Below are 24,329 nucleotides of genomic sequence, written 5' to 3' on the forward strand. Positions count from 1 at the left end.
CACTTTTCTAAAAGCTGTAAATGCACACGTTTACAAGCCTAACAAAGATTTTTTTACTTCCAAAATGAAAACCCCAAAGAAAAATTTCTAAGGAGTTCTTTATTTTTTTATAATTAATAAAATCAGTAAAAATGATTATGTTGTTAACATTCTTTTATTCTTAAACTGTAGAGAAAGAGTAAAAGAAAAGCAACTAAACCAAATAGAACAGCAATAATATATCCAGCTCCATAAAAGGTTAGAAAGATAGAAAGTTCAGCCCCAAAAGTATTCCCAGATAAACTATGATTAAAAATAATCATAGACGGAAAAGCTATAACTAAGAAACTAATGTAAAAAATAAGACTAGCAAAAGAAAAATCGACACTAAAATTTATTTTCCTATAAATGAGAAAAAGTGATATAAGCAATACCAAACCCAAAATGAAACTATAAAAAGGGACTTGATGAAAAAGAAAATAAAAGAAATTTTCTCGACTTTTTTTATAGTCAAAATTCGTATTCAATTTAGCCTGATTTACCGTTGCAGGAAGAAACATGGTTCCTATCCAAATGATGAACGCAAGAAATACTTGCCAAATTTTTATTTTTCTTACCCACATTTTAATCTCCCTTTTTATAGGCATCAATACAAACCAAAACATTAAAAATTAAAAACAAAGCGAAACTGATAAAATAGCCAAAACTATAATCTCCTAGCACCATCAGTCCTCTTTGTATTCCACCAATCAAAAATTGACTAAATGCGAGACCACCATAAGCTCCAAATATAGCAATTGTGATTAAAAGCGGAATGACTTTTTTATATCTTACATACCGCTCATTTATTGTAAAATAATTAACCAATAGTACAATCAAAACAACGAAATAGAGCCGCAAACCATATTTAACAACATATTGAAAGCCCAAAAGTTGAGTATTCTCAAAGTGATTATTAGTCGCTGGAAAAAAAGGAAGAAAGAAGCTGAGCAACCCTAAAATAAATGTAAATACTATATATTTTTTCATATCTATCTCCTAACTAAATTAATAAGAAAATACTAAATTATTAAGGGTTACTGACCATTTAGAATGAGTTCCTCTTTTTAGATTAACTGTATAACCTACTTCCCCTCTTGAACCAGGAGTATTCGAAACAGCTGTATAACCTGTTGATACACTCCAAGACGCTGAGGTGCCTTTTCCCCATGTATGGTCTTGCGACGGATGATATTTTTGTTGTACTCTTATACTAGATGAGGTTACCTGAATTGACGAATCAGCAATCGTGTAGCCGCCCGTAACTTTATAAATATTCAACTTATTATCATTATGTGAACCCGTTACTGTCCAGTAAATTTCTTCTTTAATCTTTACGCCATATGTTGAATCCCATTTAGATGTTGTTGAAGTATCATAAGTTGTAGCAGATACCTTAGTGCCAAAAAAATTCCCCAATATGTTTATAGCCAAATTATTATCTGAACTTGCTTTATCATTACTAATAACTTGAGCTTGAGATAAATCAGCAGTATAAGTTGTCACTCCTTTTGTATTGTCTCCACTATCAGTAGTTACTTGACTATCCACCGTTACAGGCGCTGTCAAATTACCACCACTTGTACTCTCTAGCTTCACGGCTCCCTTCACAACATATTTAACTTGCTTTTTCGTATTCATAATAATTTTATCTGCCTTTTTAGGTATATTCAAATTAACTTTTCCATTTTTAGACACATCAACATTAGGTGCTAATGCACCATCTGCTTTTACAGCAAATCCAGTTGCAAATAATACACTGACAACAAGTATGCCAATAATAATTTTTTTCGCATTCATAACTAAATCCTCTTTTCTTAGCCTGTAAGTTACTAATCTAAGAGCTAGTCTTTAAATTATAACTTACTTGATGTTATATTTTTCATTAAAAAATTACCCACTTTCTTTTTGCACAATATATCTTTGAGTTGATATTGAACTTTATTAATTTTCCATTGGTCCTCCCTCTCTTTCAAGATTTATTTCTATCATTATTCATACTTTAATCGTAAGCCTTTTCATTTTCGTTTACAATATTTTTTTGCGCAATTTCATCATTTTTGTGACGAAATCAATTTTTTTGTGATGAAATTGATATTTTCATTGTAAAAAGTAAAAATCCCCCCAATATATTACCTCATCTGGACAATTCAACAACCTCATCTGCCATTTCCCAAATAACAGGATTATGCGTAGCGATAATAATAATCCGATTTTCATTTTTCATACTCAAAAGCAGTTTCATCACTTCTTCACTATTCTCAGAATCTAGTGCTGCTGTTGGTTCATCCGCCAAAATAACCGGTGAATCTTTCAAAATCGCTTTAGCAAGTGCTACACGCTGTGCCTCACCACCTGACAATTCATAAATTTTTTGATTGAGTTTTAAATAGGCTACATTAACTTGTGCCAGAGTTTCAAGCTTTTTTTCTTGTTTAGTTTTCTTGGATAACTTTTGATTAATCAATCCCAAATCCAAATTTTTATCAATCGTTTCATTTTCAATCAATCCAAAATTTTGAAAAAGATAAGACAAATCATTTAGAAAATAGGAATGTTTCTTGATTTTTGATAATTCTTCTCCCTCATAAAGAATACTTCCCTCGTAGGATTCAAGTTTAGCAATCATATTCAGTAAGGTTGTTTTACCAGAACCTGATTGACCGATAATGGCATAAACTTTCCCAGCTTCAAAGGTTAATTTAAAGTTATCAAAAACCTTTCTATGTAAAAATTCTTTAGTAATATTAGTTAATTCAAACATCTATTCTCCTTTCAAACTATTTATTTGTCCATTTTCAAAATTCTTCATTTGAACAAGTAGGATAATGAACGAAATAAACCACAAAGCACTTACAACAAAAAGAGAATATAAAAACTCATTGCTGATTATTGTCAATGTTGGTAATAAAATCACAAGTAATCCTAACTCTACAAAAATGAACCGACGATGAATTCTCAAGTTGGGCATTCCAGAAATAAATTTTATTATGATTGTTCTTCTGAAATGAGTAAAGTAAAGGACATGGAGTAAAATATAGAAAAAGCTAATGACAATAATCGTTATAATGGCTGATATGATTGCCATACTTAAACTCTCTTTTACAAGATTTGTCTGTGCTTCATACTGTCCATAGGCGTTAACTAAAAAATGAACCTTATCGTATAGTCCCAACTCTTTCAGCCTATTAAGCGTTTGTTCTTTACCTTTCACAAAAAAGTAATCATTATCCCCTGCCCATGATATGCCCGTTTCTTCTCCTGATGATTGCGGTATTATCACAACAATAATTGGGTCAGAAATTTCTTGTTGTGTTGTCATTTTCTCATAAGCGACATTATAAATAAAACGTTTCTCGCCATTTGGTACTTCTTCAACGTATTTTGCCTTCATCTTAGTCTCTTTTTTACCGTTTTGTGTGGTTTCCGTCAATGATTTATTATATTTAGTGATAAGTTTTTGACGGTTTTTCATTTGATTTTTTGGTATCAGGAGTCCATATTCTCCAAGTTTAAGATTAGAAAAGTCTTCTTTAACATTTATATGTTGTGCTTTCAGATAACTTGGTGTGACGATGAGTTGTTTGTCGCTACTTTCTTCTGGTCCAGCAAATAAATCATGTCTGACGAATATCGCATCATCTTTTGTTACCTCAATATTATAAAAGTTCCACCAAGCTTTTGCTTCTTGATTACTTACTTGCAGATTAATAGAGGCATAGGGAAACGTATAATAATCTTTTTGCTGTTTCCATTTATCTAAGTCGGCTTCCTGATTTTTTAATTCGATTTGATTATAGTGAATTCCTGATAGGCTTGTGACAAGGACAATACTCACAGCAAATTGCATCAAAACAACAAGAACCATCAAAGCTGTTGTCGGCAATTTTCCTTTGATAAGTGAATTGAGTTGACTCCGAGAGAGGATAATCATGATTATTGCACTTACTAAGCATGACAGTAGCACAAATATCAAAGAAGAAAAGAAGATAGAAAATAAAGCAAAAATGTGAAGCGACAAGTTGCTTAGACCAGTTATGAGCAAGTAACTAGAAGTCCCTATCATAGCAATAATCGTCAAAATTGCGATAAACTTCATATCCCGAATACTATCTGAAAACACAGTATTCAACAACGTCTTCCCAGACAAAAGTTCTATTCCTGATTTTCGTAACTCTGAGATTCTTACAAAAATAGCTAAGCCGACAAAAGCCAGAAAAATACTTATCAATAAGGTTACAGCTTGTGGATTACCGTAGATGTTGTAATATTCCTCAAGTAGAGACATGTTTGGAATATAAGATGCTGTTACATGAAATTTTTGACTTAAATATTGACTAAACTCCTCAGCTTCTTTCTTTCCAGAAAAAACGTTGTAAGTCCCAAACATACCAAGCGGGTCGTACTCCTCTCTTTTCTCTTTTGGAAGTAAAGACATATTATTTGCAAGTTTTCCTTTCCCAAAAGTCATATAAGTTGGTTTAAACTCTCCTGAACCGCTAGGTGTGACAACATCCATAATGATAAAGACATCATGTTTTCTTGCATAATCATCCACATCTTTGATAACTTCACGAGAACTAGGTATATTTTCTGGATCTTGCTTCTCATTATTTGCAATAAGAACAGCCTCTGGCAATCTTTCTGCGATAATTTGCTGACCATTTTCTTTTATATTAATAATATAAAAAACTGTGACTAGAACAATCGTCACAGCCAAAAAAATATATTTTATTTTTTTCATTGCGGCCCCCAATGTTTGCTTTTAACTAGACCATTGTTGTGGAAGAAAACCACACTTTCTCCCCAACGAGTATTCAACCAGGCATAGGCTTGCTGATTGGCATGAGCTTCTCCTGCTATTGTCCCTCCATATCTAGTCCGAAAAGCTACTTCTGCCCAATGATTTCCATAGTTATTCCAATAAGCAGCGTAGGCTCCCATACCATACTTTTTGTCATTTGTTGAGCCTTGAGAATAAGTTGAACGATTAACAGCGAATACAGGGCTTACTTGAAGGAGCGTTCCGCCGAGAGTCGCAAGGATAAGTGTTGAAACAAGTAATTTTTTAGTTTGCATTTTTCTACTTCCTTTCTAAAAATTTCTAATCTTTTGTAGAACTTTTTAAAAATTCTACTACAACAAAATTTTTTGTCCCTCCTTTCCTCACTTTGATTATGTATGAGCTTTTAGTTGATTGCATTTGTTTAATAGTTTTAAATCAATATTAAATCTTATATTTTGATTGTAAACCTTTTCATTTTTGCATACAATCTTTTTTTGCATAATTTCATTATTTTTGTGACGAAATTGAGTTTTCTGTGATGAAATTGCGTTTTTATCAGGAAAAAACAAAAATCACCCTAAAAAAAGAGTGATTATTTTATTCGTTTTGAATGTTTTTGGAGTTCCTTTAACTCTTTTTTGCAAACCATTGGTGCTTTGACTTTTTTCAAACTTTGTACAAAGCATAGCGTCAATCCATCTTCTTCTATTCGACGAATTTTATTTGTATCAACGAGTAAACCGCGTCCAAGTGCAAGTAAATTGGGAATTTTCTTTTTTACATCAGAAATCGTACCACGAACTAAACATTCATTATCTTTTGTGATGGCTCTAAGATAATTTCGATGTGTTTTGTCCGCTTCAATATATAAAAGAGAATCTATCGAAATTGGATAACCACTGATTTCGACAATATTTAGCTCATTTGTAAAACAGTAGAGCAACACTTTTTTAATCATTTCTCTAACTTCAGTATCAGCGTCACTAGCCACAGTCATTTGAGTCCATAACGGAGAGGTAGTAAAGTTCAATAATTCATCTTTTAAGTCACGATTATCAGTATAGATAAGAAAAAATGCCTTACTTTCTAACTTTTGCATTTTTTTCAGTATTTCTAACTCTTCTTTTTGTGCAATTTTTATAAAACAAGTCTTAACTTCTTCAAGATAAATTTGAAGATATTTATAGATATCTTGATGATTATAGAATACCATTGTTGCGTCAACCTTGTCTTTTATCCCGAGTTCTTCTTCATTTTCAAGAACAAATCGCTCCAAGCGATTTCCTGCATAAAAGTCCGCACCAATCAAAATTCTATTCATTTTTTTACCTTCAACAAGTAAATTTTAACTATAATCTTATTCCAAAAACATCATTACCATTAAATATCTTTTTAGTTACGTTTTCAAATTATATTGTATTATACCATTTTCTAAGCAAATTCTGCACTATTCTCTTTCTTTTACATATAGCTTGGACTTGAAAGCCTTTATCAAATACGGTAAAATGTAGTAATGAAAACTCTCTATGACGTGCAAGAAATGCTGAAAAAATATGGATATATCAATCTTTTTCCAGATCGTTTGGATGCGATTGCTTTTATGCAAATTGAATTAGGAAAAATGCTTGAATCAGGAATATTTCAAAAAAGCGACCATGACTATTTGACTGCTCGCTTGATTTTGGCACGTGAAGAGAGAATTGAAAAGAAAAAATCTACGACCAATAAAAAATGATTCTTTTTTTATTGTCAGATTGGAGAAAAAAAACATGACTGCAAGTAAAATTATCGGTATCGACCTTGGTGGAACTTCAATTAAATTTGGAATTTTGACACTCGATGGTGAGGTTCAAGATAAATGGTCTATCCCGACAAATATTTTAGAAGATGGAAAACATATCGTTCCTGATATTATTGAATCAATCAACCACCGTTTAAGCCTTTATAACTTGGACAAATCTGAATTTCTTGGAATTGGAATGGGAACACCGGGTTCAGTAAATATTTCTGAAAGTACTGTCAAAGCTGCTTTTAACTTGAACTGGGCAGATACTCAAGAAGTAGGTAAACCAATCTCTGAAGGTGTTGGTCTTCCTTTCATTTTGGATAACGATGCTAATGTTGCTGCTCTTGGTGAACGTTGGGTAGGGGCAGGTGAAAACAATCCTGATGTTGTTTTCATTACTCTTGGAACTGGTGTTGGTGGCGGAATTATCGCTTCAGGTGAGCTCGTTCATGGTGTTGCCGGAGCTGGTGGCGAAATTGGCCACATTTGTGTTGACCCTGATGGTTTTGAATGTACTTGTGGAAATCGCGGCTGCTTGGAAACAGTAACTTCTGCAACAGGTATCGTTCGTTTAGCTCGTAAATTCGCTGAAGAATACGAAGGTGATTCTACTATCAAAGCAGCAATTGATAATGGTGATGAAGTGACTTCTAAAGACATCTTCTTTGCAGCTCAAGAAGGAGATCACTTCAGCTTATCCGTTGTTGATAAATTTGCTTATTATCTCGGTTTTGCTTGTGCAAACCTTGGTTCCACTTTGAACCCTGCTTCAATCGTTATCGGTGGTGGTGTTTCTGCCGCTGGAGAATTCTTACGTGAAAAAGTTGAAAAATATTTCACTAAATATGCCTTTTCAACGGTTCGTAACTCAACTAAAATTAAACTTGCTGTCCTTGGAAATGACGCTGGAATTATCGGTGCTGCAAGTCTTGCTCTTAAATTTAAAGGAGAATAATTTTGATCATTATTATCATTGATATCATTCTTGTTTTAGTAATTATCGGAATGTTTGTCTATCCTCGTTGGAATCTTCGTCGTAATGCTAAACTTGTTGAAGAAGCTGAGTTTGCTCGTTTAATGCCTACCTCTCAATTAATTGATATTCGTGAAGCAAAAGATTTTCGTATTAAACATATTCTTGGTGCACGTAATCTTCCTGCTGGACAAATTGACCAAAGTTTAAATGCCTTAAGTAAACATAAACCTGTACTCATTTATGAAAATGGTCGTCCTGTTGGCGGAGCAAAAGTTGCTAAAAAACTAAAAAAAGCTGGCATTCCTGAAGTTTATATCCTTAAAAGTGGTTTGAATTCTTGGAATGGTAAAACTAAATCTGGTATCTAATTACTAATCGTCTTATTAGTAAATTTCAAATAAAAAACTCTCTATCATTAACTGACAGAGAGTTTTTTATTTATAAAGTAATTAACCTACTTCGGCTTCAATCATCCAAAGTGTTTTTTCAATATCTCCAAGAGCAGTCGTATATAAGTCAACTGTCACATCATCACCATCATTACCAGCAATTTTAATGCCATCTTTGAAGAGTTGAGTCAAATATTTGTAAGCAACAATTAATTCTTTCACACGTTCTGAATTAGATTTTCCCCAAACGGCGGGAGTCATTTCAATTTTAGAATTTTTATCAAATTCTGCTAAAGTTGAAACTGGAGAACCACCAATAGTGATTAGACGTTCTGCAAATTCGTCCAAATGTTCATCCAATTGATCTTTCAATTCATCCATTTTTGGGTGTAGGTAAAGAAAACCCGGACCACGCAAATACCAGTGGATTTGATGAACAAGTGCTGATGCTTTTGATAAATCAGCAACTGTTTGATTTAAAACTTCTTGTGTGTGTTCATTTGACATAACTAACCTCCATTTTTTAAATATTAAATGTCATAAAGAAACTTAATATTAACTTTTCTATAAATATATTATAAACCAATGAGATTTTTTTCTCAAATGATTTACTTATTTTCTTTTTTCGCTATATTTAAAGTTACAATTCTTCATTTATTTCGTATAGATTAGTATGGACATTTTATTTATATTTGTAATTGGAAGTATTTTTGGCTCCTTTTTTGGCTTAATAGTTGACCGTATTCCACTAAGAAAATCAATTATTTTTGGACGCTCACATTGTGATTCTTGTCAGCAACTTTTAGCCTATCGTGATCTAATTCCTATTTTTTCTCAAATAAGCTCTGGCTCACATTGCCGTTATTGTAAAAGTAAAATTCCATATTTATATGTTTTTTTGGAGTTCTCATCAGCTTTAATTTTTGTTTTAGCTTGGGTAAATTATCTTAAACCTAGTCAATTTTTACTGATTATCCTTTCACTAATTTTATCTGCTTTTGATTATCGTCAGCACAGTTTTCCTTTTGTTATCTGGTTTATTTTTGCACTCAGTTTTATTTTAATATTTCCTCTTTCTCCCCTTTTCTATTTTTGGCTTATTTTAGCCGTCTTAGCTGAAAAATTCAATTTAAGAGTTGGCAGCGGTGATTTTTTATGGTTTTTTACCGCTTCATTTTCTCTAACTTTCTTAAACGAAATGCTGCTCCTTCAAATCGCTTGTTCACTTGGTATCATTTATTATCTAATCACAAAAAAACGAGCTGAAATTGCCTTCATCCCGTTTCTAACTATTGCATATCTAATGTTGCTTTTTGGACACCAAATTCTGTCACCGTAACCCCTAAGAGCCTTACTCCTAAACTTTCATCATATTCAAGCTCTTCAAATATCTCTTGTGCTACTTCTGCAATTTCTTCTGGACTTTCTAACTTTTCTGCTAAAGATTTTCTTTTTGTCAATGTTGTAAAATCAGAATATCTCAATTTTAAAATGACAATACTTCCTTTTAATTGATGACTCTTTAATGAGTCGGAAACTTTGCCAGAAATTTTACTCAACTCTGCTTTAATATCATCCGGAAGATATAATAGTTTACCATAAGTTCGTTCTTTTCCAACTGACTTTCGCTCACGATAATTTTTGACTTTCGAGTTATGTATTCCATTGGCCTTTTGATAAAGCTCCCAACCATAAACTCCGAATCTTTCAGCTAAATCAACTGGGTCTGCTTTTTGTAAATCTCCCCCATTAAAGAAACCTAGTGCGTGCAATTTAGGAACTGTTGCTTTTCCAACACCATGAAATTTTTCCACCGGTAATTTTGCTAAAAATTCTAATGCTTCTTCTGGCATAATTAAGGTTAAGCCATGGGGCTTTTCATAATCAGATGCAATTTTCGCTAAAAATTTATTATAAGAAACTCCTGCAGAACAGGTTAAACCTAACTCAACAAATATATCATGCTGAATCAACTTAGCAATTTTAATTGCTGATTGAGCACCGATTTTATTTTCTGTTACATCTAAATAAGCCTCATCAATTGAAGCTGCTTCAATATCATCGGTATAACGTTTAAAGATTTCACGAACTTGTTTACTTACTTTTGTGTATTTTTCATAGTTTCCTGAAATAAAAATAGCTTGTGGGCAAAGATCATAAGCTTCTTTAGCACTCATTGCCGAATGTATTCCAAAAGCACGCGCTTCATAAGAACAAGTTGAAACCACGCCACGTCCACCTGTCTGTAATGGATTTCTGGCGATAACAACCGGCTTACCTTTTAAACTCGGATTATCACGCACTTCAACAGAAGCAAAAAAGGCATCCATATCAATATGAATGATTTTTCGCGAAGTGTCATTGATGAGTGGGAAAGTTAACATATTGCTATTATACAAGAATTAGTTTTCAGACTCAATAGATTGATTACAAAAAAACTCTTAACAAGTAAGAGTTTTAATTTATAAATCAATAATTTGATATTCATAACCCTGCGACTTCAAAATTGTAAAACAAGCATCCATCGCAAAGAAAATAGTTTTGGTATTATCATTAGGATGAAAAGTTTGAATTTGATAGTCATCTAGCATTTGTTGGTCAAAATAAATATGCATATTATCATAATGTTTACCAACAAGTCCAAAAAGAGAAACAATTCCGGAGTTTAATCCAAGCATATCTTCTAGTCGTTCTTCCGAGACAAAGTGAAGTCTTTTCACTCCAATAATTTCTCCCAAGCGATTCATATCAACCTGTTTAGCATCATCCATAATTATCATATAGAACTGGGTAGACTTTTTATTGGCTAAGATTAAAGTTTTGGAACGACAACCTTCATAATCTTTAATGTAGTTATCCGACTCCTCAGTTGAATGACTTGCTGGATGTTCTACTATATTATAAGGAATTTCAAGCTCAGCTAATAATTCCTTAACTTCTGAAAAAGTTCTCATCAATTCTCTCCTTTATTCACTTTTAGAAAAATACCGATAAAATTAATTTATATAAGACAACTTATTTTTATATTTTGTTTAGTAGCCTAGTAATCCCCGAAGATCTAAAGCTGTTCCTGATTTTGCGCCACAAATCAAGACCAGAATTGCTAAAACTCCTAGTAAGGCCACAATGAACATTCCTGCCCATTCCTTGACTGATATTGCTTGTCGACTTTCTTTTTTCGCTTTAATAAATAAAATGAAACCAATCGTATAAAGAATCATCGCCAACCAAACATATTGCCAACCTGAAAGATAAAGGGCCAGAGCTTGAAAAGCAAAGGTGAAAAATCCTATTGATATATTTTTAATTGAACCTTCTTTAATCCCAATTTTAAGAAGATAAGCTCCAACCAAAGCATAACAAATCATAATTACAGCTGTTGCCATATAAATAAAGACATTATAAGCATTGGCTACAAAATATGTAATGATAATAAAGATTTGAATCATCAGCTGAGTAATAAGCAAAGAATTACTTGGCGCATGATATTTATTCAGCTTACCAAACCAACTTGGCAATAGTTTTTGCTCTGCCAATTGTTGTGTCGCCTCAACTGGTAACATTGTCCACGAAAGCCAAGCTCCTAATAAGGAAATCATTAGTCCAATTGCCATCAGACTTCCGCCCCAGCCACCGACCATCTCGTTAAGAATATAAACTAAGCCTGGTGCTTTAACATTTGCCAAACTTGCCTGGTCCATATAACCATAAGGAAGTAATGATAAAAGGACATAAATGACAAGCAAAACTGCTAGACCAATAATTGTCGCTTTAGCTGTATCCGATTTTTTCTTTGCCCGATTTCCCATCATCGCTGCGCCTTCAATCCCGACAAATACCCAGACCATGACCATCAGCGAGCCTTTAATTTGATCAAGGAGTCCACCAGCAGTCATCGCATGCCAAACTAGGCTTTTGACTGACCCATCCGCAGCTAGGTTGCTTGTGAAAGTTTGCCAAAAATGTTGAGTGAATACATCAGCTTTAAATAGGATAATCCCTGTGATTGAAAATACAACTAAAGGAATGAGCTTTGCAATCATAACAACCGCATTTACAAGGGCGGCAGTTTCTACTCCTCGGTCAACTAGAAACATTAAAATCCATGAGATTATTGAAACAATAATTACTGATAAAACAGTCAACGAACCATTGGAATTAGCAAACTTGCCAGGGAAGAAATAGTCAGCAGATGTCATCATTAAAACTGCAAAACCAATTGTTCCAGTCCAAGCTGAAATCCAGTAACCCCATCCTGATAGAAAACCGATAAAGTCTCCAAACCCTTCTCGAGCATAATCAGAGACTCCCGAAAGTTTGGGTCTAATTGTAATCAGTCGATTAAAACTCAAGACAAGCATGAAAATCCCAAAACCAATAAAGAGCCATGAAATCATGACTCCACCGGGTGTTGAACCATTGGCGAGGTCATTAGCAAGATTGAAGACTCCACCTCCAATTGCTCCAGAAATAATAATTGCTAATAGTGCAAAAAGGCTAATCCCTTTTGTTTTCTTGTTTTCCATTTACTCACTTTCTACTATTTAATCATAAATTTCCTATAATTAAATTTGTATAATATCATTTATAAATATAAAAGAGTCTCTTGAATATAGAGACTATTTTATATTCTTCAATTATAATTATACTATCAGTTCTTTATTATACACTTTTTATACACTTTAGTAAAACAGAAATGTATTTTATAAAGAATATATCAAACCTGATATTCTCTCAAAAATTCAGATAAGAGTTTAAGGCCTTGACGTAAAGTTGTTTCATCTGTACAATACCCAATCCTAGCATAGCCTTGTAAATCAAAACGATTTCCAGGAATAATTAGGACACCTTTTTCACGAAGAAGTTGGATTGCAAAATCTTCAGTTTTTGTCGGATCAAGTTCTTCAAATTTAACAAAACTTACAGAGACTGCATTGGGATAAACCATTGAGACTAAAGGTTCATTTTCCACCCATTCTTTCAAAATTGATAAATTACCTTTGACAATTTTACGAGCGCGTTCAAGTACTTTATCTTTATGTTTCAATACTAAAGCCGCTACGGCGTCATCAAATACTCCGGTACAAATCAAGGTATAATCCCGGATTTTTCTAAATTCATTACAAAGGTCACGGTCTTGAGTGGCTACCCAACCCACACGAATTCCTGGTACAGAATAAGTTTTAGAAATAGAGTTAGTTGATATTCCTTTTTCGTATAAATCAGCAATAGGTGAATAAGGCGTTTCTTCATCTAGTGGAAGATAAACTTCATCACAAAGAATATAAGCATCAACACTGCGTGCAATTTCAACCACTTCTGACAAAAATTTAGGACTCATGATTGCTCCAGTAGGTTGGGCCGCATTGTTTAAACAAATAAGTTTTGTATTACTTTTAACTAAACGACGTAATTCTTCAATTTGTGGCAACCAATTATTTTCTTCTTTAATATGCCAATAATCAACTTGGGCACCTAATGTTTTAGGCCAATCATACAGTTGTTGATAAGAAGGATATTGAGCAATCACATGATCGCCTTGACCAATTAATCCTAAAATTGTAAGGAAATTTGCTCCGGTAGCTCCATTTGTAGATAAAATATTATCCTCTGGCACTCTTTTATAAAGTTTTGCCACTTCTGATTTAAAGGCTGGTGAACCCTCAATCCAACCATAACTGAATTTTTCTTTCATCATCTGTGACATAAAAGCTTCGCCATTATCTTCTTCAAAGGCCAAAACTTCTTCCAAAGATAACGAATCAATGGTTGACTGAGCAATATCAATCGTTGCAGATTTTTCCCAAACATTGAGCCAGTCTTCACAACCAAATTGTACAAGTTCCATAAGTTTTATTTGCAAATTTAAATATTTTTTTAAGAAAAATCATTTAAATTTGTCTTCCTCTCTTTATTTTTTTACTGACAGATTTAGTAATCATTTTACCTTAATATTTATCGCTGATACTTACATCTTGTCAGTAACTTTATCAATATAAATCGTTTACATGTTAATTGTACAATAATTATTGATAAAATATCGGAAAGTTTATCGATTTTTAGACTACATTTATAAAAAAATGCTACATCAAAAATGTAGCATTTTTATCTTTAAGGAATAATCTTTGTTCCTGAATCATTATTGAGGAAGTCTTCAAGATTTTCCAAAGAAGTAATTGTTGCAGGACGTCCTGTACGAGCAACAAATTCCATTGCTGCTTCGACTTTCGGAAGCATTGAACCAGCAGCAAATTGACCTTCTTCAATATAAGCTTTCATTTCTGCCATTGTTACTGTTTCTAATTTTTTCTGATTAGGTTTATTGAAATTAACAAAAACATTATCTACCGCAGTCAAAATCAAAAGATTATCTGCTTCAACAAGTTCAGCTACTTTCGCTGCTGAAAAGTCTTTATCAATAACAGCTTCAACCCCTTCATAACCATCCTTAGTTTCAATGACAGGAATTCCACCACCACCAGATACAGTCACCAAAACACTTGATGAGATTAGTGGCTTAATCGCTTCGGCTTCAACGATACGTGTTGGTTTAGGACTTGGAACTACTCTTCGATAGCCGCGACCAGAATCTTCAACAAATACCCAGTCGGGGTATTGAGCTTTCATTTCTGCCAATCCTTTTTCATCGTAGAATGGACCAATTGGTTTAGTAGGTTTTTCAAAAGCTTGGTCATCCTTATCAACAACTGTACGAGTCACTACAGAGATGACTGGAACACGTTCCATATGATTTTTTATCAAAGCTCTTGTAAAAGCTTGCCCCATCCAGAAACCAATTTGTCCTTGAGTCATTGCAACAGCTGTATCAATTGGCATAGCTGGATTTTTAGGACTATCCGCTGCTAATTGTTGCAATAAAAGATTTCCGACTTGTGGTCCGTTACCATGAGTGACAACCATTTCCACATCATTATTTCTAATAAGAGGAATTAATTGTTCTGCTGTTGTTTCAAGTGCTTTTTCTTGCGCTTTTGCTGTTGGGTCATCTGTTAAAATAGCGTTACCACCTAGGGCTACGACCATACGTCTTACCATGAAATTATTTCTCCTCTATCTTTTTTCTTATTTAAGGAACAATTCTTGTTCCACTACCAGATTTGACAAAATTTTCAACATTGTCAAGGCTAGTAATTGTAGCAGTCTTACCTGTTCGTTCAACAAAGCTGACAGCTGCTTCGACTTTTGGTCCCATTGAACCTTTTGCAAAGCGTTCTTCGTCAACATATTTGCGCATTTCAGAAACTTTGACTGTTTCCAAATGAACTTGGTTTTCTTTCCCATAGTTCAAATATACGTCACCACCGCTTGTTAAAATCAAAAGCTCGTCTGCTCCAACCATTTCAGCCAGTTTAGCTGCAGAGAAATCTTTATCAATTACGGCTTCAACACCTTTATAACCATTACCATCTTTAATGACGGGAATTCCACCACCGCCAGAAGCAATCAATAGACTACCAGATTCTAAGATTGGTCCAAAAGCTTTAGCTTCAATAATTTCAAGTGGTTTAGGACTCGGAACAACTCGGCGATATCCGCGACCAGCGTCTTCCATTAATTCCCAATCAGGAAATTGCTTCTTAATTTCTGGCAATTGTTCTTCTGTGTAAAAAGGACCAATTGGTTTACTAGCATTTTTAAAAGCTGGATCATTTTCATCAACCAATGTTTGAGTCACTGCTGAAATAACTGGATAACGCTCCAAGCCATTATTTGCCATTGCTCTTGTAAATGCTTGAACGGTCCAAAAACCAATCTCACCTTGGGTCATTGCTCCAACTGTATCCAATGGCATAGCTGGATTTTTTTCACTATCTGAACCTAGTTGTTGTAAAAGTAAGTTCCCAACCTGTGGTCCATTTCCATGAGTCACAACCATTTGCCGGTCATTATCTTTAATTAATGGCATCAATTGCTCAGCTGTAACTTCAAGTGCTTCTTTTTGAGCCTTCGCTGATGGGTCTTTCGACAGAATAGCATTCCCACCAAGGGCTACAACAATACGTTTTACCATTTCTGTACCCCTTCGCTTAATTTTTTATTTCTTTTTTGTTAATATCGCTACGAACGACGAAGTAAACAATAAATGTCACTACAATCAGTGGAACAACAGCAACAAGTAATGTATTACCATCAATTCCAAGTGCATCTTGCAAGCCAAGCCAGTTTCCATATACTCCAAAAACAGCAAGGATTCCTAAAACTGTTAAAACAAAAGTTGCAATTAATTCTGCTGTGGACATTTTAGTGCCATATTCTTTTTTGCCCAAAGCATAAAGAATGAAACCAACAGCATAGAGAATTAATGAAAGCCAAACAAATTGCCAACCTGAATAGTACAATGCTAAAATTTGGAAAGCAGCTGCGATGAAACCAATAATAATGTTACTTGTTTTCTTTTCTTGAATCCCTAATTTAAAGAGGTATAAACCAACTAAGGCGTAACAAATCATGATAACAGCAGTACAAAGGTAAACAAAGACATTGTAAGCATCAGCTACAAAATAAGTAACAATCAAGAAGATTTGAACAATTAATTGTGTCAACAAAAGTGAGTTTTTAGGTGCACCTTTGTCATTAAGTTTACCAAACCAACTAGGAAGTAACTTTTGTTCTGACAATTGTTGTGTTGCCTCAACTGGAAGCATTGTCCATGATAGCCAAGCACCTAGAAGTGAAATCACTAGACCAATAGCCATTAGTGAGCCACCCCAACCACCAACCATGGCGTTCAAAATATGAACTAAACCAGGTTGTCCTGTGTTTGCTAACTCTTGTTGACTCATAAAACCAAATGGTAATAATGAGAGCAAGATATAAATTACTAACAAGGCAATCAAACCAAGAATTGAAGCTTTACCGGCATCTGATTTACGTTTTGCACGGTCACCCATCATAGCAGCACCTTCAATACCGACAAAGACCCAAATCATAACCATAAGTGAACCTTTGACTTGACTGAATAAATCTCCGCCAGTCATATTTGACCAAGTTAAACTTTTGATGACACCGTCAGCATTTGTATTCGCAACGAAATTTTGCCAGAAGTGAGCGCTGAATACGCCAGCTTTAAATGTTACTATTCCAGCAATTACAAAAACGAACAAGGGAATCAATTTTGCAACGAGGACAATTGCATTAATTGCAGCCGCCCCTTCAACACCTCGCATAACGAGTAAGGTCAATCCCCACGAAACAATTGAAACAACAATTACTGACAGAATGGTCAAAGAACCATTCTTAGCTTGAAATACGCCGGGGAAGAAATAGTCAACGGAAGTCATCATCAAAACAGCAAAGGCAATGTTACCTGCCCAGGCAGATAACCAATAACCCCAACCTGAGATGAAACCAACCATATTACCAAAACCAGCACGTGCATAATCTGATACACCTGAAAGTTCAGGTTTATTTACCACCAAATGATTTAGTGATAAAACCAACATTAAAATACCAAAACCAATAACGATCCATGAAATGACAACACCACCAGGTGATGCATTTGTTGCTAAATCGTTAGAGAGATTGAATACCCCACCACCAATTGCTCCAGAAACAATAATCGCAACTAAAGCAGCAAGGCCAATTCCTTTTTTATTTTCTGCGTCCATATCAATCCTTTCAGTGATTTCAACCGTCAAAACAGTCTAATTTTATCTTAGACTGCTTTCAACGACTTAAATCAAAATCTATCAGTTTACTGACAGCTCTGTCAGTAAACTGACAAATTATCTATTTTAATTATTTAAAATCTTCAGGAACTGCTGGGATAAATAAATTACCCAAAGTTGCAGCCATGATTGCTTTGATAGAGTGCATACGATTTTCTGCTTCTTCAAATTGGCGAGCATATTTAGAACGGAATACTTCGTCAGTCACTTCCATTTCTGTCAAACCATATTTTTCTTTGATTTCTTTACCATATTCAGTTTCAGTATCATGGAATGCTGGTAAGCAGTGCATAAAGATCAATTGACCATTGTCAGCATTTCCAGTCATTTTAAGCATATCCATTGTGATACGGTATGGAGTCAAAAGTTTAACACGTTCTTCCCAGTTAGATTCTCCCATTGATACCCAAACGTCTGAGTAAATAATGTTTGCGTCTTTAACACCTTCTTCAATATTTGAAGTTGCAAGAGGTTTAGCACCTGATTTTTCAGCAAATTTATTTGCAATATCCATAACTTCTTTAGAAGGATGAAGTGAATCTGGAGCAACAATATGAACATTTACACCAAGCATAGATCCAGTTACGATAAGTGAGTTTGCCATGTTGTTACGACCATCACCTACGTAGACTAATGTCAAACCTTTAAGATGTCCAAAGTTTTCTTTAACAGTCATAAAGTCTGCAATCATTTGTGTTGGATGCCAATCATCTGTCAAACCATTCCAAACTGGAACACCAGAGTATTTTGCCAAATCTTCAACTTCTTTTTGAGAAAATCCACGACGTTCGATAGCATCAAACATTGAACCAAGCACGCGAGCTGTATCTTCTGTTGATTCTTTAATTCCCAATTGAATATCGTTAGCTCCAAGGTATTCTGGATGAGCCCCAAGGTCAATTGCAGCAGTTGTAAAGGCAGCACGTGTACGAGTTGAAGTTTTTGCAAAGAGCAAGGCAATATTTTTACCTTCAAGGTAGTGGTGAGGAATATTTTGTTGTTTCAATGCTTTCAAATGAAGACCAAAATCAACAAGGTAGTTAATTTCAGCTGGTGTGAAATCTTTTTCAGCAAGTAAGCTGCGACCTTGGAATACTGAGTTTACTTCTGCTTTTGTAATAAGTGGTGATGTCATTATTTTTTCTTCCTTTTTCTATTTTTATTATATTTAATGAATTTTTTAAATTACATTAATCAGCTAGTGATTCACTCTTTCCTAAATAATTTAATTATCAAGCGAATCTACGAAATTATAAGTTTAAAGTTTCTCTTCCTAAGCTATCAATGAACTTACGAAGATATTTTTAAATCTTTAAGATTACAAATCTTCACGCCAAAGTGGTTGTGACATACAACGTGCACCACCACGGCCACGACCAAGTTCGCTTGAAAGAATTTCATGAACTTTGATTCCATGTTCTTTCAATAACTCAATAGTTACATAGTTACGGTCGTAAGTAACGATTTCGCCGGGTGCGATAGCAAGTGTATTTGAACCATCATTCCATTGTTCGCGAGGAGCTGCAATTGGATCACCTGCACCACATTCAATTAAGTCAAGTTCTGAAAGATTCAAGACTTTCTTGAGTGCTGCTTTAAGGTCAGTTAAATGTTCAATTTCAACTTCGTCATCTTTACCAGGACGAAGAATGAAGACATTGATATTACCAGCACCATCCATAATTCCTGGGAAGACAGTAAATTGATCATGGTTAATCATTGTAAATACTGTATCCAAATGCATCATTGCATGGTTATGAGGAATTTCAACCGCAAGTACAGTGTCAAATGTTGAAAGTGGGTTTGCAAACAACTCTTTAGCAAGATTTTGAATTGTTTTAGATGAAGTACGTTCTGAAACTCCGATAGCTACTGTTGTCTTGTTAAGAATTAATTCATCACCACCTTCGATACGAGTGGTATGGTTACGATCACGCCAGATTGGAGTATCTTTGAAACGTGGGTGATTAGCCATAACATACTCTGTAATCAAGCTTTCAGGTTGACGAGCTGGGAAGGTCATTTTATTAATGGTCATTCCGACACCCATTGAAGCTTGTGGGTCACGTGTGAAGTAAGCATTTGGTAATGGATTGAGGTAGAAATAATTTTCTGCATCAGATCCTGCCATATCGCTAAGTGCTGTACGTTTGATATCCAATTCATTTTTACGAACGCCAGCATAGATTTTTTCGACCATATCTTTTGTTGACATTGAAGTCAAATATTCAGTCAAACCATCATATGTGCGTCCTGGACGGTAACCCGCTTCGTGTAATAAGTGACTTAAGAATTCTTCTTTTGTTTCAGATGATTTTTCAAAAACTTCTGTTGCAAGATTTTCGATATAAACAGTTTCTGCACCATTATCACGCAAAGTTTGAGCAAAGAAATCATGCTCTTTTTGAGCAATTTTGAGATATGGAATATCATCAAATAAAAGTTGTTTCATTGTGTCTGGGGTAATATTTTCAACTTCTGCACCTGGGCGGTGGAGGAGGACTGATTTTAATTTCCCAATTTCTGAGTTAACATTAATTCCGTTGTTCATTTTGGAGTATCCTTTCTGATTTCGATTCGGTATTATTGGAATCGTTTACAAGGAAATTATACATCTATGCATATTTTTTGTCAAGCACTTATGCTACACTTTACAAAGGTTTATTCATTTATACATGTTTTTCTATATTCTGACAATTTCACGTTTATTCATTTCTTTTGTTATCATGCGATTCTTAGGCTTTTATTAAAAAAGCTTATTTTACAAAAGTATTTTAAAAAGGCAACAAAAAAATCTCTTATCCTAAAGAATTAAATCTTTTTGATAAGAGATTAAGTGAAAAATTTATTTTTTACATATTTTCAGGTGCAGCAACTCCAAGAAGACGCAATGCTTCTTTCAAGACGATTGAAGTAGCGCTAATCAAAGCTAAACGGCCATCTAATTGAGCATCATCTTCTAAAATGCGAACATGAGCATAATATTTGTTAAAAGCTTGTGCAAGCGAAATTGCATATTTAGCAATAACAGATGGTTCATAATTATCTGCAGCACGTTTAACAACATTTGGGAATTCTTTTAACGCTTTAACAATTTCCCAAGCTTCAGCGTCAGAAACTGCGAGAGAAATATTATTAATATCTACCTTACGGTTTGCTTTACGTAAAATTGATTGAATACGAGCATGTGCATATTGAACATAAGGGCCTGTTTCCCCTTCAAATGAAACCATTTCGTCCAAGTCAAAGTCATAACCGTTATTTCTATCAGTTTTTAAGTCATAAAATTTAACAGCACCAACCCCAACTTGTTTGGCAACTTCTTCTTTATTTTCCAAATTAGGGTTTTTGGCTTCAATTTGTTTTTCAGCACGATCAACTGCTTCGTCAAGTGCCATTTCCAATTTCACGACATGCCCTTTACGAGTTGAGAATTTTTTCCCACCTTGAGTTACCATACCAAATGGAACGTGCACCATATCGTCAGACCAATCATAACCAGCTTCTTTCAAAACTGCTTTTAATTGTTTAAAGTGATTGGTTTGCTCGCCACCAACAACATAAAGAGATTTCACGAAATTGAAAGTTTTTTTACGGTAAGCTGCTGTGGCAAGGTCACGTGTAATATAGAGTGTTGCACCATCTGTTTTCTTAATCAAAGCTGGATTGAGGTTATATTTTTCAAGGTCAACAATCAAAGCACCTTTTGATTCGTGTAAAAGATTTTTACTTTCTAAATCTTCAACAATGGCATCCATTTTATCACTATAGAAACTTTCACCCATGAAGTGGTCAAAACTTACACCAAGTTTTCCGTAAATGCGGTTAAATTCAATCAAAGAAACATCTGAGAACCATTTCCAAATGCGAAGTGCTTCCTCGTCGCCTTGTTCCATTTTAAGGAACCATTGACGTCCTTCTTCATCGACTTCTGGATCTTCTTTAGCTTCAGCATTGATTTTGACATAAAGTTTCAAGAGTTCATCAATCGGATTAGCGGTAATTGTAGCTTCATCACCATATTTCTTGTAAGCTGTAATCAAAAGACCAAATTGTTTACCCCAGTCGCCCAAGTGATTGATTTTGATTGGCTGATAACCCAATTTTTCATAAATTTTGGCGATTGAATCCCCGATAACAGTTGAACGTAAATGCCCAATTGAAAAAGGTTTCGCAATATTTGGCGCAGACATGTCAATCGGAACATTTCCTCCTTGACCAATATTTGCATCACCGTAATGTTCACCTTCAGTCAAAACTTCTCGAATTACTTCTGAGGCAGTTGCATTTTTATCAAGGAAAAAGTTAACATATGGTCCTACTGCGATAACTTTCTCAAAGCCTTTTGTATCTATCTTCTCAGCAATTTCTCCAGCAATGATTTGTGGAGATTTTCGGAGAGTTTTGGCCAATTGAAAAGCTGGGAATGCTAAATCTCCTAAATCTGACGATTTAGGTTTTTCGATAATAGCCGCGATTTGTTCTACTCCAAGAACACCATCGATTGCAGCAGACAGTGCTTGGCTTACTAATTGTTTTTCATCCATTCATTAATTATACAGAAAAAACACTAATTTTGTCAATATATAGTCCATTATATGGTATAATTATGCTATGAAAAGAGATAAAAGATTAGAAATTATTAAAGAAATTGTGACAAATAATAAAATATCGACTCAAGAAGAGCTTCAATCTCTATTATTAGAACGCGGTGTAGAGGTAACACAAGCTACTTTATCAAGAGATATCAGAAAATTAAATATTATAAAAAAACGGGATAAAGGAGAGAGTTTTTACTCATTTTTGACTTCTGGCAATTCCAAAATTAATTCTGATTTACAGTTGTATTTTTATAATTTTGTTATTTCAGCAAAATCTGTCGGAGCTTTAGTGGTTATTCGGACAAAATTGGGTGAGGCTGATGTGTTGGCGAATGCTTTAGATGACGAACGTGATAGTCGGACAGATATTTTAGGTACAATTGCCGGAGCAGATACTCTGCTCGTTATTTGTGCGTCCGAAAAAGCGGCAAATATTCTTACTGCGGAAATAAAGTATATTTTATTAGGATAATTTTTAAACAAATTAAGGTTCGTTTAAGCGTTTACATTTATACTCATATTACTCCCTAAATAATTTCTTCATAAACCCCTTTGATTCAAGTCGCTCTCCCGTGACTTGAATTTTTTTACTGACAAAAATTGAATAAAAAAAGTACTGACCAAAAAGCTGTCAGTACTTTTTTATTTTATTGTAAGTTAGTTGAGACTTGGCTAAGTAACTTTTCAAAAGCAAGTTCATATTTTTGAATATTTCCTGCTCCCATAAAGACGTAAACCCCACGGTCATGGTCCAACAATGGCGAAACATTGTCAAGATCAATTACTTTGGCTGGTTTACGAACTTTGTCAGCTAAATCTTGTGCCGTAATTTCATGATGGTCTACTTCACGTGCTGAACCGTAAATTTGAGCAAGGTAAACGGTATCCGCATGGTCAAGCACCTCTGCAAATTCGTCAGCAAATGCAATTGTTCTAGTAAAAGTATGAGGTTGGAAAACAGCAACGATTTCACGATCAGGATATTTTTGACGAGCAGCATCCAATGTTGCTTCGATTTCAGTTGGATGATGAGCAAAATCATCAATAATGACTGTCTCACCAACTTTTTTCTCAGTGAAACGACGTTTCACTCCACGGAAAGTCAACAAGTGGTCTGCAACTTCCGTCATATCCAACCCAAGATTATGACAAACGGCCACAACTGACAAGGCATTCAATACATTGTGTTTACCATAAGCTGGAACGACAAAATGACCAATTTTTTCACCGCGGAAATAAGCATCAAAAGATGAGCCACGTGTGCTTCTGACCAAATTTTCGGCACGATAATCGTCATTAGCCTCAAAACCATAATAGTAAATAGGCGCTTTGGCAGTCAATTTACGTAAGTTTACATCTTCCCCGTAAGCAAAAATACCTTTTTTGATATTATTTGCATAATCTTGGAAAGCTGAGGTGACATCTTCAATTCCTTCAAAGTAGTCAGGGTGGTCAAAGTCAATATTTGTCATAATTGTATATTCAGGATGATAAGGCATGAAATGACGTTCATATTCATCAGATTCAAAGACAAAATATTCACTTCCCTCAATCCCACGACCAGTTCCGTCACCAATCAAGTAAGAAGTGTCCACAATATTAGACATCACGTGAGCTAACATTCCTGTTGTTGAAGTTTTACCATGTGCACCTGCAACCCCGATGCTAGTAAAATCTTCCATGAAATGTCCCAAAAATTCATGGTAACGTTTGAATGGAAATCCATTTTTATGGGCAAATGCAATTTCAACATTGTTATCATCGCGAAAAGCATTTCCAGCAATCAATTCAAATTCGGGCTTAATATTTTTTTCGTCAAAAGGCAACAGCGGTACGCTAGCTTGTTCAAGACCACGTTGTGTGAAAAAGTAATCTGTTGAGTCCGAGCCTTGAACTTTCTTTCCCATTTGATGTAACATTAGCGCAAGTGCACTCATGCCTGAACCTTTAATACCGGTAAAATGATATGTTTTTTCCATGATAAAATTTTCTGTCAGTAATTCTACTTCTTTATCAATCACTGACAGAAATTTCCCTTCTTTTCTTACAATTATTTTTTTTATTTACTTAAATTTTTATGAGCT

Annotated in this window: 24 protein-coding genes; 5 read left to right on the plus strand and 19 right to left on the minus strand. The window is 34.5% G+C overall.

Going from position 1 to position 24,329, the window contains the following annotated elements; all coding sequences use genetic code 11:
- Positions 1-143 precede the first annotated feature (143 nt).
- The 7 genes from AB6B24_RS08925 to AB6B24_RS08955 all read right to left on the minus strand — a co-directional run bounded on the left by AB6B24_RS08925 (position 144) and on the right by AB6B24_RS08955 (position 6,125).
- On the minus strand, positions 144-602 hold the full coding sequence (locus tag AB6B24_RS08925; RefSeq protein ID WP_311802904.1) for a hypothetical protein: 459 nt from the start codon (positions 600-602) through the stop codon (positions 144-146).
- A 1-nt stretch (position 603) separates the two neighbouring features.
- Positions 604-1,008, minus strand: coding sequence for a hypothetical protein (locus AB6B24_RS08930; protein ID WP_033900784.1), 405 nt, complete (start codon positions 1,006-1,008; stop codon positions 604-606).
- A gap of 18 nt (positions 1,009-1,026) precedes the next feature.
- Positions 1,027-1,818: a hypothetical protein gene (locus tag AB6B24_RS08935; protein ID WP_230317979.1), complete on the minus strand. Its 792-nt coding sequence runs from the start codon at positions 1,816-1,818 to the stop codon at positions 1,027-1,029.
- A gap of 337 nt (positions 1,819-2,155) precedes the next feature.
- Positions 2,156-2,782, minus strand: coding sequence for an ABC transporter ATP-binding protein (locus AB6B24_RS08940; RefSeq protein ID WP_058203734.1), 627 nt, complete (start codon positions 2,780-2,782; stop codon positions 2,156-2,158).
- Positions 2,783-4,762, minus strand: a complete 1,980-nt coding sequence (locus AB6B24_RS08945) for a bacteriocin-associated integral membrane family protein (RefSeq protein WP_311804224.1) — start codon at positions 4,760-4,762, stop codon at positions 2,783-2,785.
- Entirely contained in the window at positions 4,759-5,097 is a 339-nt protein-coding gene (locus AB6B24_RS08950) for a lactococcin 972 family bacteriocin (protein ID WP_311805753.1), read from the minus strand. Before AB6B24_RS08950 ends, AB6B24_RS08945 begins: the two co-directional genes overlap by 4 nt.
- A 299-nt stretch (positions 5,098-5,396) precedes the next feature.
- Entirely contained in the window at positions 5,397-6,125 is a 729-nt protein-coding gene (locus AB6B24_RS08955; protein ID WP_311804227.1) for a LytTR family DNA-binding domain-containing protein, read from the minus strand.
- 192 nt (positions 6,126-6,317) lie between these two features.
- Here AB6B24_RS08955 and AB6B24_RS08960 point away from each other — a divergent pair, with 192 nt between their 5' ends.
- From AB6B24_RS08960 to AB6B24_RS08970, 3 genes are read left to right on the plus strand one after another with little or no spacing between them, the layout of a single operon-like run.
- Positions 6,318-6,539: a YqgQ family protein gene (locus AB6B24_RS08960; RefSeq protein WP_010906270.1), complete on the plus strand. Its 222-nt coding sequence runs from the start codon at positions 6,318-6,320 to the stop codon at positions 6,537-6,539.
- A 34-nt stretch (positions 6,540-6,573) separates the two neighbouring features.
- Positions 6,574-7,545 carry an ROK family glucokinase gene (locus AB6B24_RS08965; protein WP_237579737.1) on the plus strand — a complete coding sequence of 324 codons (972 nt, stop codon included), beginning with the start codon at positions 6,574-6,576 and terminating at the stop codon, positions 7,543-7,545.
- Between the two features lie 2 nt (positions 7,546-7,547).
- Positions 7,548-7,934 (plus strand): rhodanese-like domain-containing protein, encoded by a 387-nt coding sequence (locus tag AB6B24_RS08970; RefSeq protein WP_021464951.1) that lies wholly within the window; start codon positions 7,548-7,550, stop codon positions 7,932-7,934.
- 81 nt (positions 7,935-8,015) lie between these two features.
- On the opposite strand, the gene AB6B24_RS08975 is transcribed toward AB6B24_RS08970, so the two are convergent.
- Positions 8,016-8,462 carry a Dps family protein gene (locus AB6B24_RS08975; protein WP_311802891.1) on the minus strand — a complete coding sequence of 149 codons (447 nt, stop codon included), beginning with the start codon at positions 8,460-8,462 and terminating at the stop codon, positions 8,016-8,018.
- Between the two features lie 166 nt (positions 8,463-8,628).
- Here AB6B24_RS08975 and AB6B24_RS08980 point away from each other — a divergent pair, with 166 nt between their 5' ends.
- A complete protein-coding gene (locus tag AB6B24_RS08980; RefSeq protein WP_012898528.1) occupies positions 8,629-9,294 on the plus strand; it encodes an A24 family peptidase in 666 nt (221 codons plus the stop codon).
- Here AB6B24_RS08980 and dinB read toward each other — a convergent pair.
- The 10 genes from dinB to argS form a co-directional block, all read right to left on the minus strand.
- Entirely contained in the window at positions 9,245-10,339 is a 1,095-nt protein-coding gene (dinB, locus tag AB6B24_RS08985) for a DNA polymerase IV (RefSeq protein WP_012898529.1), read from the minus strand. The genes AB6B24_RS08980 and dinB overlap by 50 nt on opposite strands.
- A 78-nt stretch (positions 10,340-10,417) precedes the next feature.
- The gene (locus AB6B24_RS08990) at positions 10,418-10,909 is read right to left on the minus strand and encodes a prolyl-tRNA synthetase associated domain-containing protein (protein WP_311804228.1); all 492 of its coding nucleotides are present in this window, start codon (positions 10,907-10,909) and stop codon (positions 10,418-10,420) included.
- Between the two features lie 78 nt (positions 10,910-10,987).
- Positions 10,988-12,481: a basic amino acid/polyamine antiporter gene (locus AB6B24_RS08995; protein WP_311804229.1), complete on the minus strand. Its 1,494-nt coding sequence runs from the start codon at positions 12,479-12,481 to the stop codon at positions 10,988-10,990.
- 191 nt (positions 12,482-12,672) lie between these two features.
- On the minus strand, positions 12,673-13,803 hold the full coding sequence (locus AB6B24_RS09000) for an aminotransferase (RefSeq protein WP_047206902.1): 1,131 nt from the start codon (positions 13,801-13,803) through the stop codon (positions 12,673-12,675).
- A 263-nt stretch (positions 13,804-14,066) separates the two neighbouring features.
- Complete coding sequence (arcC, locus tag AB6B24_RS09005) at positions 14,067-15,011, minus strand: carbamate kinase (RefSeq protein ID WP_153242133.1); 945 nt, start codon at positions 15,009-15,011, stop codon at positions 14,067-14,069.
- Between the two features lie 31 nt (positions 15,012-15,042).
- Positions 15,043-15,987, minus strand: a complete 945-nt coding sequence (gene arcC / locus AB6B24_RS09010) for a carbamate kinase (protein WP_038602274.1) — start codon at positions 15,985-15,987, stop codon at positions 15,043-15,045.
- A gap of 16 nt (positions 15,988-16,003) precedes the next feature.
- Complete coding sequence (locus AB6B24_RS09015) at positions 16,004-17,584, minus strand: basic amino acid/polyamine antiporter (protein ID WP_014570783.1); 1,581 nt, start codon at positions 17,582-17,584, stop codon at positions 16,004-16,006.
- Positions 17,585-17,714: 130 nt separating this feature from the next.
- The gene (argF, locus tag AB6B24_RS09020) at positions 17,715-18,779 is read right to left on the minus strand and encodes an ornithine carbamoyltransferase (protein ID WP_311805757.1); all 1,065 of its coding nucleotides are present in this window, start codon (positions 18,777-18,779) and stop codon (positions 17,715-17,717) included.
- A gap of 183 nt (positions 18,780-18,962) precedes the next feature.
- Entirely contained in the window at positions 18,963-20,195 is a 1,233-nt protein-coding gene (arcA, locus tag AB6B24_RS09025; protein WP_153242134.1) for an arginine deiminase, read from the minus strand.
- Positions 20,196-20,496: 301 nt separating this feature from the next.
- On the minus strand, positions 20,497-22,191 hold the full coding sequence (gene argS / locus AB6B24_RS09030; protein WP_010906279.1) for an arginine--tRNA ligase: 1,695 nt from the start codon (positions 22,189-22,191) through the stop codon (positions 20,497-20,499).
- Between the two features lie 67 nt (positions 22,192-22,258).
- On the opposite strand from argS, the gene argR reads away from it, so the two are divergent.
- Positions 22,259-22,717 (plus strand): arginine repressor, encoded by a 459-nt coding sequence (gene argR, locus AB6B24_RS09035; RefSeq protein WP_004254487.1) that lies wholly within the window; start codon positions 22,259-22,261, stop codon positions 22,715-22,717.
- Positions 22,718-22,892: 175 nt separating this feature from the next.
- On the opposite strand, the gene murC is transcribed toward argR, so the two are convergent.
- Complete coding sequence (murC, locus tag AB6B24_RS09040) at positions 22,893-24,224, minus strand: UDP-N-acetylmuramate--L-alanine ligase (RefSeq protein WP_153242153.1); 1,332 nt, start codon at positions 24,222-24,224, stop codon at positions 22,893-22,895.
- Positions 24,225-24,329: the final 105 nt, after the last annotated feature.

It is taken from the genome of Lactococcus sp. AK05, from assembly GCF_041026685.1.
GTDB classification, from domain to species: Bacteria; Bacillota; Bacilli; order Lactobacillales; family Streptococcaceae; genus Lactococcus; species Lactococcus lactis.